This window comes from Leifsonia sp. Root4 (assembly GCF_001425085.1).
GTDB lineage: Bacteria > Actinomycetota > Actinomycetes > Actinomycetales > Microbacteriaceae > Microterricola.
Genome location: NZ_LMDN01000003.1, coordinates 187,013 through 199,338 on the forward strand (window position 1 = coordinate 187,013; position 12,326 = coordinate 199,338).

The 12,326-nt window shown below is 66.7% G+C and carries 11 protein-coding genes; 8 read left to right on the top strand and 3 right to left on the bottom strand.

All coding sequences use genetic code 11. The features are described from left to right. Positions 1-14 precede the first annotated feature (14 nt). On the top strand, positions 15-704 hold the full coding sequence (locus ASC66_RS10630) for a lysophospholipid acyltransferase family protein (RefSeq protein ID WP_055838965.1): 690 nt from the start codon (positions 15-17) through the stop codon (positions 702-704). 127 nt (positions 705-831) lie between these two features. Next, positions 832-2,166, top strand: coding sequence for a class II 3-deoxy-7-phosphoheptulonate synthase (locus ASC66_RS10635; RefSeq protein WP_157509756.1), 1,335 nt, complete (start codon positions 832-834; stop codon positions 2,164-2,166). 278 nt (positions 2,167-2,444) lie between these two features. On the opposite strand, the gene pknB is transcribed toward ASC66_RS10635, so the two are convergent. Together pknB and ASC66_RS10645 are read right to left on the bottom strand one after the other, a co-directional pair. Beyond that, complete coding sequence (gene pknB / locus ASC66_RS10640) at positions 2,445-4,400, bottom strand: Stk1 family PASTA domain-containing Ser/Thr kinase (protein WP_055838971.1); 1,956 nt, start codon at positions 4,398-4,400, stop codon at positions 2,445-2,447. A 100-nt stretch (positions 4,401-4,500) separates the two neighbouring features. Further along, entirely contained in the window at positions 4,501-5,763 is a 1,263-nt protein-coding gene (locus ASC66_RS10645) for a LysM peptidoglycan-binding domain-containing protein (RefSeq protein ID WP_055838974.1), read from the bottom strand. Between the two features lie 238 nt (positions 5,764-6,001). Here ASC66_RS10645 and ASC66_RS10650 point away from each other — a divergent pair, with 238 nt between their 5' ends. Continuing rightward, positions 6,002-6,343 carry an Rv2175c family DNA-binding protein gene (locus ASC66_RS10650; protein WP_055838977.1) on the top strand — a complete coding sequence of 114 codons (342 nt, stop codon included), beginning with the start codon at positions 6,002-6,004 and terminating at the stop codon, positions 6,341-6,343. 103 nt (positions 6,344-6,446) lie between these two features. On the opposite strand, the gene ASC66_RS10655 is transcribed toward ASC66_RS10650, so the two are convergent. Next, the gene (locus tag ASC66_RS10655; protein ID WP_055838979.1) at positions 6,447-7,571 is read right to left on the bottom strand and encodes a polyprenyl synthetase family protein; all 1,125 of its coding nucleotides are present in this window, start codon (positions 7,569-7,571) and stop codon (positions 6,447-6,449) included. A 76-nt stretch (positions 7,572-7,647) separates the two neighbouring features. Here ASC66_RS10655 and ASC66_RS10660 point away from each other — a divergent pair, with 76 nt between their 5' ends. The 5 genes from ASC66_RS10660 (at position 7,648) to ASC66_RS10680 (ending at position 12,320) form a co-directional block, all read left to right on the top strand. After that, the gene (locus ASC66_RS10660) at positions 7,648-8,025 is read left to right on the top strand and encodes an SCO2097 family morphological protein (protein ID WP_055838982.1); all 378 of its coding nucleotides are present in this window, start codon (positions 7,648-7,650) and stop codon (positions 8,023-8,025) included. A gap of 273 nt (positions 8,026-8,298) precedes the next feature. Beyond that, positions 8,299-8,730, top strand: a complete 432-nt coding sequence (gene mraZ, locus ASC66_RS10665) for a division/cell wall cluster transcriptional repressor MraZ (RefSeq protein WP_055838986.1) — start codon at positions 8,299-8,301, stop codon at positions 8,728-8,730. Between the two features lie 99 nt (positions 8,731-8,829). Then, positions 8,830-9,825: a 16S rRNA (cytosine(1402)-N(4))-methyltransferase RsmH gene (gene rsmH, locus ASC66_RS10670; RefSeq protein ID WP_055838990.1), complete on the top strand. Its 996-nt coding sequence runs from the start codon at positions 8,830-8,832 to the stop codon at positions 9,823-9,825. Further along, entirely contained in the window at positions 9,822-10,469 is a 648-nt protein-coding gene (gene ftsL / locus ASC66_RS10675) for a cell division protein FtsL (RefSeq protein ID WP_055838993.1), read from the top strand. The genes rsmH and ftsL overlap by 4 nt, the downstream gene beginning before the upstream one ends. Before the next feature lie 48 nt (positions 10,470-10,517). Then, entirely contained in the window at positions 10,518-12,320 is a 1,803-nt protein-coding gene (locus tag ASC66_RS10680; protein WP_235496855.1) for a peptidoglycan D,D-transpeptidase FtsI family protein, read from the top strand. The last annotated feature ends 6 nt before the right edge of the window (positions 12,321-12,326 follow it).

Consider the following 12,326-nt stretch of genomic DNA (forward strand, 5'->3'; position numbering starts at 1 on the left):
AGGAGGCGGGTGCGGTGTTCTACTGGATCATGAAACACATCGTTGTCGGCCCGATTCTGCTGGCCCTGTTCCGGCCGTGGATCATCGGGCTCGAGAACGTGCCGAAGAACGGCGGGGCGATTCTCGCCTCCAACCACCTCTCCTTCATCGACTCCATCTTCCTGCCGCTCGTCGTCGAACGCCGGATGGCTTTCCTCGCCAAGAGTGAGTACTTCACCGGCAAGGGGCTGAAGGGGTGGGCGACGAAGTTCTTCTTCACCGCAACCGGCCAGCTGCCCATCGACCGCTCGGGCGGCAAAGCATCGGAAGCCTCGCTCAACACCGGTCTGGCCGTTCTCGGCCGCGGTGAGCTGCTCGGCATCTATCCGGAGGGCACACGCAGCCCGGACGCGAAGATGTATCGGGGCCGCACCGGGGTCGCGCGCATGGTTCTCGAGGCCGGCGTCCCGATCGTTCCCGTCGCCATGATCGACACCGAGAAGGTCATGCCGATCGGCAAACGACTACCCAAGATTCGACGCATCGGCATCATCATCGGAGAGCCCCTCGACTTCAGTCGCTTCGAGGGAATGGAGGGCGACCGCTTCGTGTTGCGCTCCGTGACGGACGAGCTGATGTACGAACTGCGCGCCCTCAGCGGACAGGTCTACGACGACGTCTACGCCAGCTCCGTCAAGGAGCAGCGGGCCACGCTTTCGCGCTAGGCTGATTTTGCATTCGGCTGCCGTTCCCGGCGGCCGTTCATTCCGGTGTCGTCAGACGCCGCCTCGAGAAAACAGGAATAGTCCCGTGGTACAACCCACCGAACCGGTCGTTTTGGCAGATGCATCTGTGATTGCCGGTCTGGACTATTGGCGTACGCTTCCCATCAAGCAGCAACCGGACTGGCAGGACCCCGAGGCGACAGCCGCGGCATCCGCCGAGCTGGCCGCAATGCCCCCTCTCGTCTTCGCCGGCGAGGTCGACCAGCTGCGCTCGCGTCTCGCGGCCGCGGCAAACGGTCAGGCATTCCTGCTGCAGGGTGGCGACTGTGCCGAGACCTTCGCAGGCGCGACGGCCGATCAGATCCGTGACCGCGTGAAGACCGTGCTGCAGATGGCCGTCGTTCTCACCTACGGCGCCTCCATGCCGGTCGTGAAGATGGGCCGCATGGCCGGGCAGTTCGCGAAGCCCCGCTCGAGCGACAACGAGACCCGTGGCGACGTGACGCTGCCCGCCTACCGTGGCGACATCGTCAATGGCTACGACTTCACCCCCGAGTCGCGCCAGGCCGACCCCAAGCGCCTGATTCAGGGCTACCACACGGCCGCGTCGACGCTGAACCTGATCCGTGCGTTCACGCAGGGTGGATTCGCCGACCTCCGCCAGGTGCACAGCTGGAACCAGGGCTTCGCCGCGAACCCGGCGAACCAGCGCTACGAGAAGCTGGCCAAGGAGATCGACCGCGCGATCGGCTTCATGGCCGCGTGCGGTGCCGACTTCGACGAGCTCAAGCGCACCGAGTTCTACACCGGCCACGAGGGTCTGCTGATGGACTACGAGCGCCCTCTCACCCGGATCGACTCGCGCACGGGAACCCCGTACAACACGTCATCGCACTTCATCTGGATCGGTGAGCGCACCCGTGAGCTCGACGGCGCGCACGTCGACTTCCTCAGCCGCGTCCGCAACCCGATCGGTGTCAAGCTCGGACCGAGCACCAGCACCGACGACATGCTGCGCCTGGTCGACAAGCTCGACCCGAACCGTGAGCCGGGTCGTCTGACCTTCATCACGCGCATGGGTGCAGGCAAGATCCGCGACGCACTGCCGCCGCTGCTCGAGGCGATCAAGGCCAGTGACGCTCTGCCGCTGTGGGTCACCGACCCGATGCACGGCAACGGCATCACCACGCCGAACGGCTACAAGACGCGTCGTTTCGACGACGTCGTCGACGAGGTCAAGGGCTTCTTCGAGGCGCACCGCGCCGTCGGCACCAACCCCGGCGGCATCCACGTCGAGCTCACCGGTGACGACGTCACCGAGTGCCTCGGTGGCAGCGAGCACATCGACGAGGCGACCCTGGCGACGCGCTACGAGTCGCTCTGCGACCCGCGCCTGAACCACATGCAGTCGCTGGAGTTGGCGTTCCTCGTGGCGGAGGAGCTGGCTGCGGCCAAGCGCTGAAGCGTTCGCAACTGAGAAGAATGGATGCCGCGTCCCCTGTGGGGCGCGGCATCCGTCTTTGTGTTTCTGGTGGCGGGTGGCCTGGGCATGCTCCTCAGCTCAAACAATGACGCCTTCAGTCGGACCCCGGAGTTCGAGATGGGGTTGCGTTCCCTTGCGGGTGGGGTCCAACTGAAGACGTCATAACTCGACACCCCGCATACCCAGGCCGCCCTGTGCTCGTTTCACGGGGCTCGGTGAGAACTCCGTTGCGGGCGTCTGGGACTGAACGCTGGGCGCTAGAGGGTTACTTGGGCGGTGATGTGCACCGTGGAGTGGCGCTCGGCCTGGGTGCCGGCGACGGGATCGATCTCGACGACCTTGGCGAAGGGGAACAGCGGCTCGGGGAAGTTGTAGCTGACCTCGAACTCGGCGGCCTTCAGGGTGTCGATGGCCTCCTGCATGCCCATGCCGACCACGTCGGGGATCGCGACGAGGTCTGGGCCCTTGGAGATGGTGAGCACGATCGCGGAGCCAGGGCGGACGGGGCCCTCGTCCTGCGGGGCGGCCGAGATGACCGCTCCGTCCGGCACGTTCGAGTCGAAGACGGGGTCGGTGGTGACGGCATCCAGGTCGACGGCGTCGAGTGCGGCCGTGGCCTCGTCGACGGGGAGGCCGGCGACCTCGGGGATCGCGCCGGCCGAGACGACGAGGGTCATCGCGGCGCCCTCTGGGGCGGTGGGGCCGACGGGGTTGCCATCGGCGTCGATGAGCGCGATGACGGCGCCTTGCGGCTGCTCGGTCGTGAACTGCACGTCGGCGGCGTCCGCGACGGCGAACCGCGCCAGCTGGGCGCGTGCGTCGGCCTCCTGGGCGCCGATGACGGCGGGCACGTCGAGGATCTCCGGTCCCGTGGAGAGGCAGAGCGTCACGGTGCTGCCGCGGGCGACCGAGGAGCCGATGGCCGGATCGGTGCTCGCAACGAGCTCAGGAGCAATGGTGGGGTGCGAGCAGCTCGCCGTGGCGTCGGCGACGGCGAATCCGGCCTCGTCGAGCTCGGCGGTCGCGGCGTCGGCGCTCTGATTGCTGACGTCGGGCACCGTGGACCGCGAGCCGGGACCGGAGCCGAAGTACCACCCGGTTCCGGCGGCGAGCCCGGCGAGCAGAACGATCAGGGCGAACAGCCAGTAGCCGCGGCGCTTGCGTTTGGCGGCCGAGCTGCGCAGCAGTGCTGTGCTGTCTGCGGATGTCGCTTCGACCGGGCCGGTGCGGTGTCTGGCACTGCCGATGATCTGGGTTTCCGCGTCCGAGTCACCGGCGAAGTCGTCGGCTCCACCGGCGAGCACCATCGTCGGCGCGAGCGGGCTCGGCAACACGGTGGTTGCCGCGGTGGCACCTGCCTCTGCGGTGCCCGGCATCTCGGCGGCGATGAGCTGCAGCTGCTCGAGCATCGCGCTGGCGTCCCGCGGGCGACCCTCCGGGTCGCGGGCAGTCGCCCACAGCACGAGCTCGTCGAGCTCGCGGGGGAGCCCGGGAACCTTGAGGCTCGGTGCCGGGACGGAGTCGTTGGCGTGCTGGTAGGCGATCTGCATCGGCGCCTCGCCGACGAAGGGCTGCTCACCCGTGAGCATCTCGTACATCATGATGCCGAGCGCGTAGATGTCGCTGCGGGCATCGGCGACGCCGCGGGTGACGAGTTCGGGGGAGAGGTAGGCGATGGTGCCGAGCAGCGCCTGCCCGGTCGCGGTGTTCGCGCTCGTGGCACGGGCCAGGCCGAAGTCGCCGAGCTTGATGCGGCCATCATCGGCCAGCAGCACGTTCTCCGGCTTCATGTCACGGTGAACGATGCCGGCCTTGTGCGCAGCCGCGAGGCCGCCGAGCACAGCGGTGACGATGTCGATGGTCTGCTCGGGGGTGAGCTTGCCGTAATCCTTCAGCAGATCGCGCAGCGTGATGCCCGGCAGGTACTCCATGACCATGTAGGCCATGTCGGAATCCTGGCCTTGGTCGAAGACGTTCACGACGTTGGGGTGGGCGAGGCGCGCGGCTGAGCGTGCCTCTTGCACGAAGCGGCTCTTGAAGGTGTTGTCGTCGGCAAGGTGGCCGTGCATGATCTTGATGGCGACCCGGCGCTCGAGGCGCAAATCGGTCGCCAGATAGACCGTGGCCATGCCGCCGCGGGCGATGCGGGAGCGCACCTGATAACGGCCGTCTATCAGACGGCCGATCATCGGATCGTTCGGTGTGGAGCTCACCGTTGCAGTCTAGGAAGTCGAGACGGGGAAACACCGATAAAACACCGAGAAGCCGCGCATTGGCAGGGCAGATTATCGCTGGGGCCGATCGGATGCCGGCTCAACCGAGTTCGGTCAGCCAGCTCCGTGCCGAGGATTCCCATTTCGCATAGAAGTCGGGGTGGGCCGAGATCTGCACGGCCTGGGCCGCTTCGGTGACGCTCATGCTCTGCCAGCCATCGATGTCGAAGAGACCGGGCGGAACCACCTCGTTCGTGTTCGGCGCCTGGCCGAAGAAGGCGAGCGTTGCGTAGTGCGGATCCATCAGCTGCTCTGGGGCGCCCCAGCCGGCGCTCGGCCGCTGCTGGAACAGCCCGAGCGAGTCACGGTCGCCGTGGTCGAGGTTCTGCAGGCTGGACTCCTGGGCGGCCGTGGCGAGGGCGACGACGATGGCCTCATCGCTCGCGCCGATCGAGCGCGCAACGTCGATGATGGTGCGCGCGTTCTGCCGCATCTCCGCGCTGAGCGGCACGGTCGTGCTTGTTGCGGCGCCGCCGGGGGAGGCGACGATCTGCTGCACGACGACGGCGACCTCGAGTGCGGGGCCTCCCGGAAGTGCGAGCGTCTGCCCGGGGTAGATGATGCTCGACCAGCCGAGACCGTTCGCGTCCAGCAGCGCCTGCACTGAGACGCCGGCCGCGGCGGCGATCCCGCTGACGGTGTCACCGGTGCTCACGGTGTGCGTTCCGGCGGCGACGGGGCCGGCGGCGACGGCGACTGCCGGTGCGGCCTCCGCAACTGATGCCGTTTGTGCGGCATCCGGCAACACGATCGTCTGCCCGGCGAAGATCAGGCTCTGTGCATCGAGACCGTTGGCACGCAACACGTCGTTGCTGCTCAGGCCGTGCGCCTCCGCGATGCCGCTGATGGTGTCGCCGGCGACGACCGTGTAGCGGGTGATCTCGGCCGATGGCGCGGCGGACGGTGCCGAGACGATGACGGCGGAACCGCCGAGGCTGAGCGTCTGGCCGGGGAAGATGACGGCAGACCAGCCGAGGCCGTTCTGCGCGAGCACGGCGGCCGTGGACAGGCCGAAGCGCGCCGCGATGCCGCTGACCGTGTCGCCATCGACGACGACGTAGCTCGACGGAGCCTGGGTCGCGGCGACGGCGGTCGGGGCGGCTGTGAGCTTGGGAGTCGGAATGGCCGCACGCGGCTTGAGCGACGGCTTTGCCGGGCTGGAGGCCTCAGCGGGTGAGGCGAAATTCAAGGAGACGGCAATGGCGCTGACGACGGCGAGCGGAATCGTGAAGAACGACGAGCGTCGTTTGCGTGACGCCCGCAGCGCATCGCGGCGTGTTGTCGTGCCCTCGATCTCGTTCATCGCCCGATCAATCGCATCGCCATGGCCCCCGTCTGTGCTACCCCGTCAACCGTGGCAGAGAAGTCATCGAGAGTCAACCACCGATGCCCACGTGGCAGAAGTTCATTTCTGTGATCAAAGTGAACAAAGTTGCTGAAGTGATTTGAGTTCATGTGATCGAAACAAACTGGATGCCGAAGCTTCTCGATGTTGCGGCGCGCTGGTTTGCACAGCACGCCTGACGTGGCACTCTTAGTACGTGACCGACGTGTTTTCAGGCCGACAGTGGCTGACCATCCCCGACCTTGTTGAACTCCTCGGCATTGGCCAGAGCCGTGTGCGCAGACTCATCGAAGACAAGCAGTTGCTTGCCGTGCGTGTCGATGGCGTGCTGAAGGTTCCTGCCGACTTCCTCCGAGACGGCGAACCGCTCACCGAGCTGCGGGGCACGCTCTACGTGCTCTCCGACGACGGCTTCAGCGACGACGACGCCATGAAGTGGCTGCTGAGCGTCGAGGAGAGCCTGCAGGCTGCTCCCATCGACGCCCTCCGTGCTGGCCGCAAGGCCGAAGTACGCCGCGTCGCCCAGTCGCTGGGCTAGAACCTTCCGCTGATTGAGCAACCCCTTCCGCTGATTGAGCAACCCCTTCCGCTGATTGAGCTTGTCGAAATCCAGGTTTCGACTAGCTCAACCAACGGTGGCGTCAGGCCGAGCGGGTCGTGACGGTCTCGGCGAGTTCGCTCAGCTGGGTGATGGCACGCCTGCTGAGCGGTGATGCTCCGACGGCGGCGATCGCGGTACGCACATTGCGTGAGATCAGCGCCTCGACCTCGTCGACTGCGCCGCAGTCCGCGATCGTGTTCTGCAGCATCCGCACCTGGGCGTCATCCAGCTCGGCGTCGCCGAGCAGCTCGTCGAGCGCGCGACGGGATCCCTGCGGCATCAGCTCCCTGGCGATCGCAACGAGCACGGTGCGCTTGCCCTCGCGCAGGTCGTCGCCGCTCGGCTTGCCCGTGACCGCGGAGTCTCCGAAGACGCCGAGCAGGTCGTCGCGGAGCTGGTACGCGATTCCGAGTGGCAGGCCGAAGTCGCGCAGCGCGGCCAGCTGGGCCGGCGTGCCGCCTGCGAGCGTCGCGCCGATCAGCAGCGGTGCCTGCACGCTGTACTTCGCCGACTTGTAGACGATCACGCGCTCCGCACGTTCGCGCAGCTCTGCGTCCGGGCGGCGCAGCCACGCGCTCTCCTCGAGCACGTCCAGGTACTGGCCGGCCGTGACCTCAGTGCGCATGTGGTTGAACGCCGTGCGGGTCGCACGCGCCAGAGCCCTGTCCTCGATGAGTTCAAGCCCCTCATCGAGGAGCTCGTCGCTCCAGCCGAGCAGCAGATCGCCGAGCAGAATCGCGGCGGCCCGGCCGAACTCGCCGGGGCTGCCTGCCCACTCCGAATCGCTGTGCAGCCCTTCGAACAGGCGGTGGGCGGATGCCGAGCCGCGTCTGGTGTCGGAGTTGTCAATGATGTCGTCGTGCACGAGGGCCGCCGCATGGAAGATCTCGAGGGCGGCGGCGACGGCGACGATCGCGCTGAGATCCCGCGCCGGCTCCTGGTCATCGGCGAACGGATCGAAGCCGGAATCGACTCCGGAGACCGATTCGAACCCCCAGTAGCAGAACAGTGCGCGGAAGCGTTTGCCACCGCTGAGAAACTGCCGAGAGAAGTCCACAAAGGGGCTCAGTTCGGGGCTGATCGCGCGCACAATGGGAGCACGATCTGCGAGGAAATCTGATATGCGTGAATCGACGAGGTCGACCAGCCGGGTGCTTTCTGCCACCCGCCTAGCCTAGCCATCGAAGCGACGATAGAATGAGTTGATATCTCGACACGATCCCGAGACTGAAGGGAATGAGATGCCACTTTCTGAGCAGGAGCAAAGGCTTCTGGAAGAGATGGAGCGCAGCCTCTATCGCAACGACGCCGATTTCGTCGCCACCGTCGGGGCCTCGCGAGGGCGCCCCAGCTACCGATCGATCGCGCTCGGTGTACTGATCGCCGTTGCCGGCATCGCCGGCCTGCTTGCCGGCGTGATGCTGCATCAGCTCGTGATCGGTGTCATCGGATTCGTCGTGTTGTTCGCCGGCGTGCTGCTGGCGATCAAGCCGTCGAAGAAGATTCCGGTCGAGCCTTCGGCAGAGGCCCGCGGCAAAGCTCGTTCCACGCAGTCGGACTCCGGCTTCATGGACAAGCTGAACGACCGCTGGGACCGCCGCCAGGACGGCCAGCCCTAGTCACTCCACTTTCACCCCGGTGATCGCCTGTAGCGCGCCCAACGCGCCCTAGGCACCGTCTCCATCAGGGGCCGATCCTCACGGATCGGCCCCTTTTTTTGTGCGCTCACGCCTGCGGTGGGGAAATTCCCTCCATTTCACTCCACTGCTCCGATCCCCGTTATTCCGGGGAAGTTTGTTGAGTTTTTCGCGGATTATTCCCGGAATTCGTTGATTGGTGGAGCTTTGTGGAGTAAAGTGGAGTCCACGTAAAGCTTGAGCGGGGGTGATGGCATGTTCCTTGGAAGCTACGAGCCCAAGCTCGACGACAAGGGGCGGCTGATCCTTCCCGCGAAGTTCCGGGATGAACTCGCCGGCGGCGTCGTCATGACCCGCGGGCAGGAGCACTGCCTCTACGTCTTCAGCACGCGCGAGTTCGAGAACCTGCACGAGAAGATTCGGCAGGCTCCGGTCACGAGCAAGCAGGCCCGCGACTACCAGCGTGTCTTTCTCTCCGGAGCCAGCTCCGAGACGCCGGACAAGCAACACCGTGTGACGATCCCGGCCAACCTGCGCAGCTACGCATCGCTCGAGCGCGAGCTCACGGTGATCGGCGTCGGCAGCCGGATCGAGATCTGGGACAGCGCGGCGTGGGATCTGTACCTGAACGAACAAGAAGCCGCATTTGCAAACACGGAAGAGGAGGTGATTCCGGGACTGTTCTAGTTCCTGACGCCTGACTCCCAGCCGATTCGCCCTGGCACACTTCCCCGGTGCCAGGTCGAGCGGATGGGGATCAGGGATCAGGAGCCCTCCCTGGAAACCATGGCACTCAACGACATTCACACCCCCGTCCTGCTCGAGCGCTGCATCGAGTTGCTCGCACCGGCCATCCAGAAGCCCGGCGCGGTGCTCGTCGACGGCACGCTCGGCATGGCCGGGCACGCCGAAGCCTTCCTCACGCGCTTCCCGGACCTCACCCTGATCGGCCTCGACCGCGATCTCGACGCCCTGGCCATCGCCAAGCAGCGCCTGGCGCCGTTCGGCGACCGGGCACGCTTCGTGCACACGGTCTACGACGGAATCGTCGATGCGGTCGCGTCCCAGGGCTACTCCGAGGTCGACGGCATCCTCTTCGACCTCGGAGTATCCTCGCTGCAGTTGGACAGGGTCGAGCGGGGATTCTCCTACTCGCAGGACGCACCGCTGGACATGCGGATGGATGCGACATCCCCGCTGACCGCCGAGACGATCCTCGCGGAGTACCGCGAGGGCGATCTGCGCCGTATCTTCGAGCACTACGGCGAGGAGAAGCTCGCCGCGCGCTACGCCAGGGCCATCATCGCCGCCAGGCAGATCGAACCGATCACCCGCTCCGGCCGCCTCGTCGACATCCTGCAGGAGGCAACGCCCGGCGCGCTCAAGAACGCCGGCCACCCCGCCAAGCGCGTCTTCCAGGCGCTGCGCATCGAGGTCAACCAGGAGCTGTCGGTTCTGGAGCGGACCATTCCGGCCGCGCTCGGCTCCGTCGCCGTCGGCGGCCGCATCGTCGTGATGTCGTACCAGTCGCTCGAGGACCGCCTCGTCAAGCGAGCGTTCGCCCAGGCCTCAGCATCGACGGCTCCGGCCGGCCTGCCGGTGGAGCTGCCGGAGCACAAGCCGGAATTCAAGCTCCTCGTGCGCGGCGCGGAACTGGCCAGTGACGCTGAGAAGGCGCTGAACCCGCGGGCGACCCCCGTGCGCCTCCGCGCCGCGGAGCGTCTGTGGAAGCCCGCCGCACCGAGCGGCAGCAAGCGATCGGCACGGGGGAGCGGCGAATGAGCGACAACCTGGCACGGACCAGCGCACACTACGCGCGCCCCGCCCACCCGGCTGCGCCGTCCGCGCCCACGCGCACCCACATCGAGATCGTCCCGTCCCGCGAGCAGCGGAAGGCGCGGCCGAAGCTCGCATACGGACTCACCGCCGTGCTCGGCATCATCGCCATCATCGCGGCACAGCTGGTGCTGAGCGTCGTGACCTCGCAGGGGGCATACGACATCGCCGCTCTGCAACTGCAGCAGAAGGAGGCGACCCGTGACGCCCAGATCCTCACGGAGGACCTCGACCGCATGAAGTCACCCCAGTTCCTCGCAGCCAACGCGCAGGCGCTCGGCATGGTCACCAACGCCAACCCCGCCTACCTGCAGCTCTCCGACGGCGCCGTGCTCGGCCAACCGTTCGGTGAGCAGGGCACGAGCGCAACCGGTGCATCGGCGCTCGTTCCGAACGCGCTGCTGAGCGGTGTCCCGCTCGTGACCGAGCAGGCACCGGATGCCGCGGCGGCCGAGGCCCCCGCGCTGAAGGCGCCCGTGCTCGTGGCAGGCAATGAGTCGGATTCGGCCACGCCGAGTGCACCTGTCACCCCGCAGAACACCCCGGAGTTACCGTTGCAGAATGGCATCCCAGCGCCGAGCACGCACTAACCAGACCGAGCGACGTCGACGGAATCCCACTCACAAAGGAAACGCCTAGTGGCCCGAACAACCCGATCGAACAGGGCACGCGTCTTCAGCGCCGCCGTGATGCTGTGCGTGCTCCTCAGCGTCTTCGTCGTACGGCTCGTCGACATCCAGGTGGTACGCGCCGATGAGTTGAACGCCGCGGCGCTCGACCGACGCTCGAGCACAACGCCGATCCTCGGTGCGCGCGGGGACATCGTCGATGCGAACGGCGTCGTGTTGGCTGGCAGCGTCGAGCGCTACAACATCATCGTCTCGCCGAAGCAGGCCGTGCTGGCCTCGCGCGAGGGGATCAAGGAATCCGACCCCGAGATCGATGCGAAGTCGCGAGCCGTGCTCTCCGCCGAATCCGATCAGCTCGGCGCGGCCATCGGCCTGCCGACTGGCGCCGTGCTGGCCGTCATCGACGCCGCCATCGCCGAAGACCCGGACTCCGACTTCGCCTATGTCGCCAAGCTGGTCGACACGCGGGTGTTCCGCACGGTCGACGAGCTCGACATCCCGTGGCAATACGCGCAGTCTCAGCCCGCACGCACCTACCCGAACGGCGCCGTCGCCGGCAACCTCGTCGGATTCGTCGGGGCGGAGGGAGAGGCGCAGGCCGGCCTTGAACTCGGCCAGGACAGCTGCCTCGCCGGCGTGAACGGCGAAGAAGCCTACGAAACGGGAGCCGACTACGTGCGGCTGCCCGATACGACGCACGTCATCTCCGAGGCGAAGCAGGGCGGAACGCTCGAGTTGACGATCGACTCCGATCTGCAGTGGTTCGTGCAGCAGGCACTCGCCGAGCAGGCCCAGGCCACCGGTGCCGCGTGGGGAACGGCGATCGTGCAGGAGGTCAAGACCGGCAAGCTGCTCGCCGTCGCCGACTACCCCTCCGTCGACCCGAACAACGTCGACGGCACCGAGGACGGGGACCGCGGTTCCCGCGCATTCGCCGCGTCGTACGAGCCGGGATCGACGTTCAAGGCGCTCACCTCCGCGACCGTCATCGACGCCGGCCAGGCCGATCCGCTTGCCCAGGTCGTCGCGCCCTACCGCATCATTTTCCCCAACGGTGCCGATGTCAACGACTCCTCGTTCCACGGCGACGACCGCCTCACGATGACCGGCGTGATGATCGACTCCTCCAACACCGGCATGTCGCAGTTCGGCGAGCGGGTCAGCGACGAGGTCCGCTACGAGTCGATGAAGAAGTTCGGCCTCGGACGCGAGAGCGAGGTCGCATTCCCCTCCGAGGACTCCGGCGACCTGAACGGCGACGGACCGTCGACGTGGGACAACCAGACGAAGTACGCGACGATGTTCGGCCAGGGCCTGACAACGACGGCGATCCAGCTGGCCAGCGTCTACCAGACCATCGCCAACAACGGCGTGCGCCTGCCCGTCCAACTCGTCAATGGCTGCACTCAGTCGGACGGCTCCGTCGTCGGTCAGCCGGAGACCGCCGGCACGCAGGTCGTCTCCCCGGCGGCCGCCCGTGCGACATCGGACATGCTCGAGATGGTCTACAAGCAGGGCTGGCTCGCCGACCAGTGGAACGTGCCCGGCTACCGCGTCGGGGCCAAGACGGGAACCGCCCAGATGCCGGACGGCAACGGCGGATACTCGAAGGGCTACCTCGTCTCCATCGCAGGATATGCGCCGGCCGATGATGCGCGCTACGTGGTTTCGGTAAGCTTGGCAGACCCGGTGAACATGAACACCTCTGCCGCGCCTGCTCCTGTCTTCCAACAGATCATGAGTCAGGTGCTGAAGAAGTACCGGGTCGTTCCATCCGGCGCCCCGGCGCCCGAGTTACCAGCAAACTGGTGAGAAAGA

Coding starts and splice junctions, on each gene's coding strand:
- ASC66_RS10645 (WP_055838974.1), bottom strand. CDS start 5,763: ATGAACGAGATCGAGGGCACGACAACACGCCGCGATGCGCTGCGGGCG.
- ASC66_RS10660 (WP_055838982.1), top strand. CDS start 7,648: ATGCCACTTTCTGAGCAGGAGCAAAGGCTTCTGGAAGAGATGGAGCGC.
- mraZ (WP_055838986.1), top strand. CDS start 8,299: ATGTTCCTTGGAAGCTACGAGCCCAAGCTCGACGACAAGGGGCGGCTG.
- rsmH (WP_055838990.1), top strand. CDS start 8,830: ATGGCACTCAACGACATTCACACCCCCGTCCTGCTCGAGCGCTGCATC.
- ftsL (WP_055838993.1), top strand. CDS start 9,822: ATGAGCGACAACCTGGCACGGACCAGCGCACACTACGCGCGCCCCGCC.